Origin of the sequence: Chryseobacterium indologenes (genome assembly GCF_001295265.1) — a bacterium.
In the GTDB taxonomy this organism is placed as follows: Bacteria; Bacteroidota; Bacteroidia; order Flavobacteriales; family Weeksellaceae; genus Chryseobacterium; species Chryseobacterium indologenes_A.
In genome coordinates this window covers 1-431 of record NZ_LJOD01000073.1, presented here as the reverse complement: position 1 = coordinate 431, position 431 = coordinate 1, and the positions used below count along the sequence as shown (strand labels likewise).

Below are 431 nucleotides of genomic sequence, written 5' to 3'. Positions count from 1 at the left end.
TCCACCTGATGCTTATGAACGAGTAACCTGTTCTGATGGTCATACGTAAAGGTCTCTGTAATTACTCTTTCAGTATCGGTGCTTAGCCTTTTATGCCTAGTCACCATTTTCTGAACGGTTCCCGCAAAATCAAGCTTGGATTCTGTTTGGGTATAGCCACCCAAATGATTAATGGAATGGGTACCAATTACTCTTCCTTTTTGATCATAATAAGTATAGGTTTTTGTCCAGCTGTCATCTTCAATATTTTTTACAAGACTCATCACCGGAAGACCTTTGGTGCTTCTTCCAGCAGCATCAGGAGTTTCAGCCAGTACAGGTTCTCCCAGAATTGTTGAAGGATATGAAGGATTAAAATCATATAGTCGAGGATAAGAATCATAATACGTGACCGATAACAGGGTATTCAGCCCCCAATACATATTGGAGTA

At 40.1% G+C, this 431-nt stretch carries 1 pseudogene; it reads right to left on the bottom strand.

Annotated elements, in window-relative coordinates:
• A pseudogene (locus AOB46_RS23575) lies at positions 1-431 on the bottom strand (RHS repeat-associated core domain-containing protein); the annotation flags it as partial.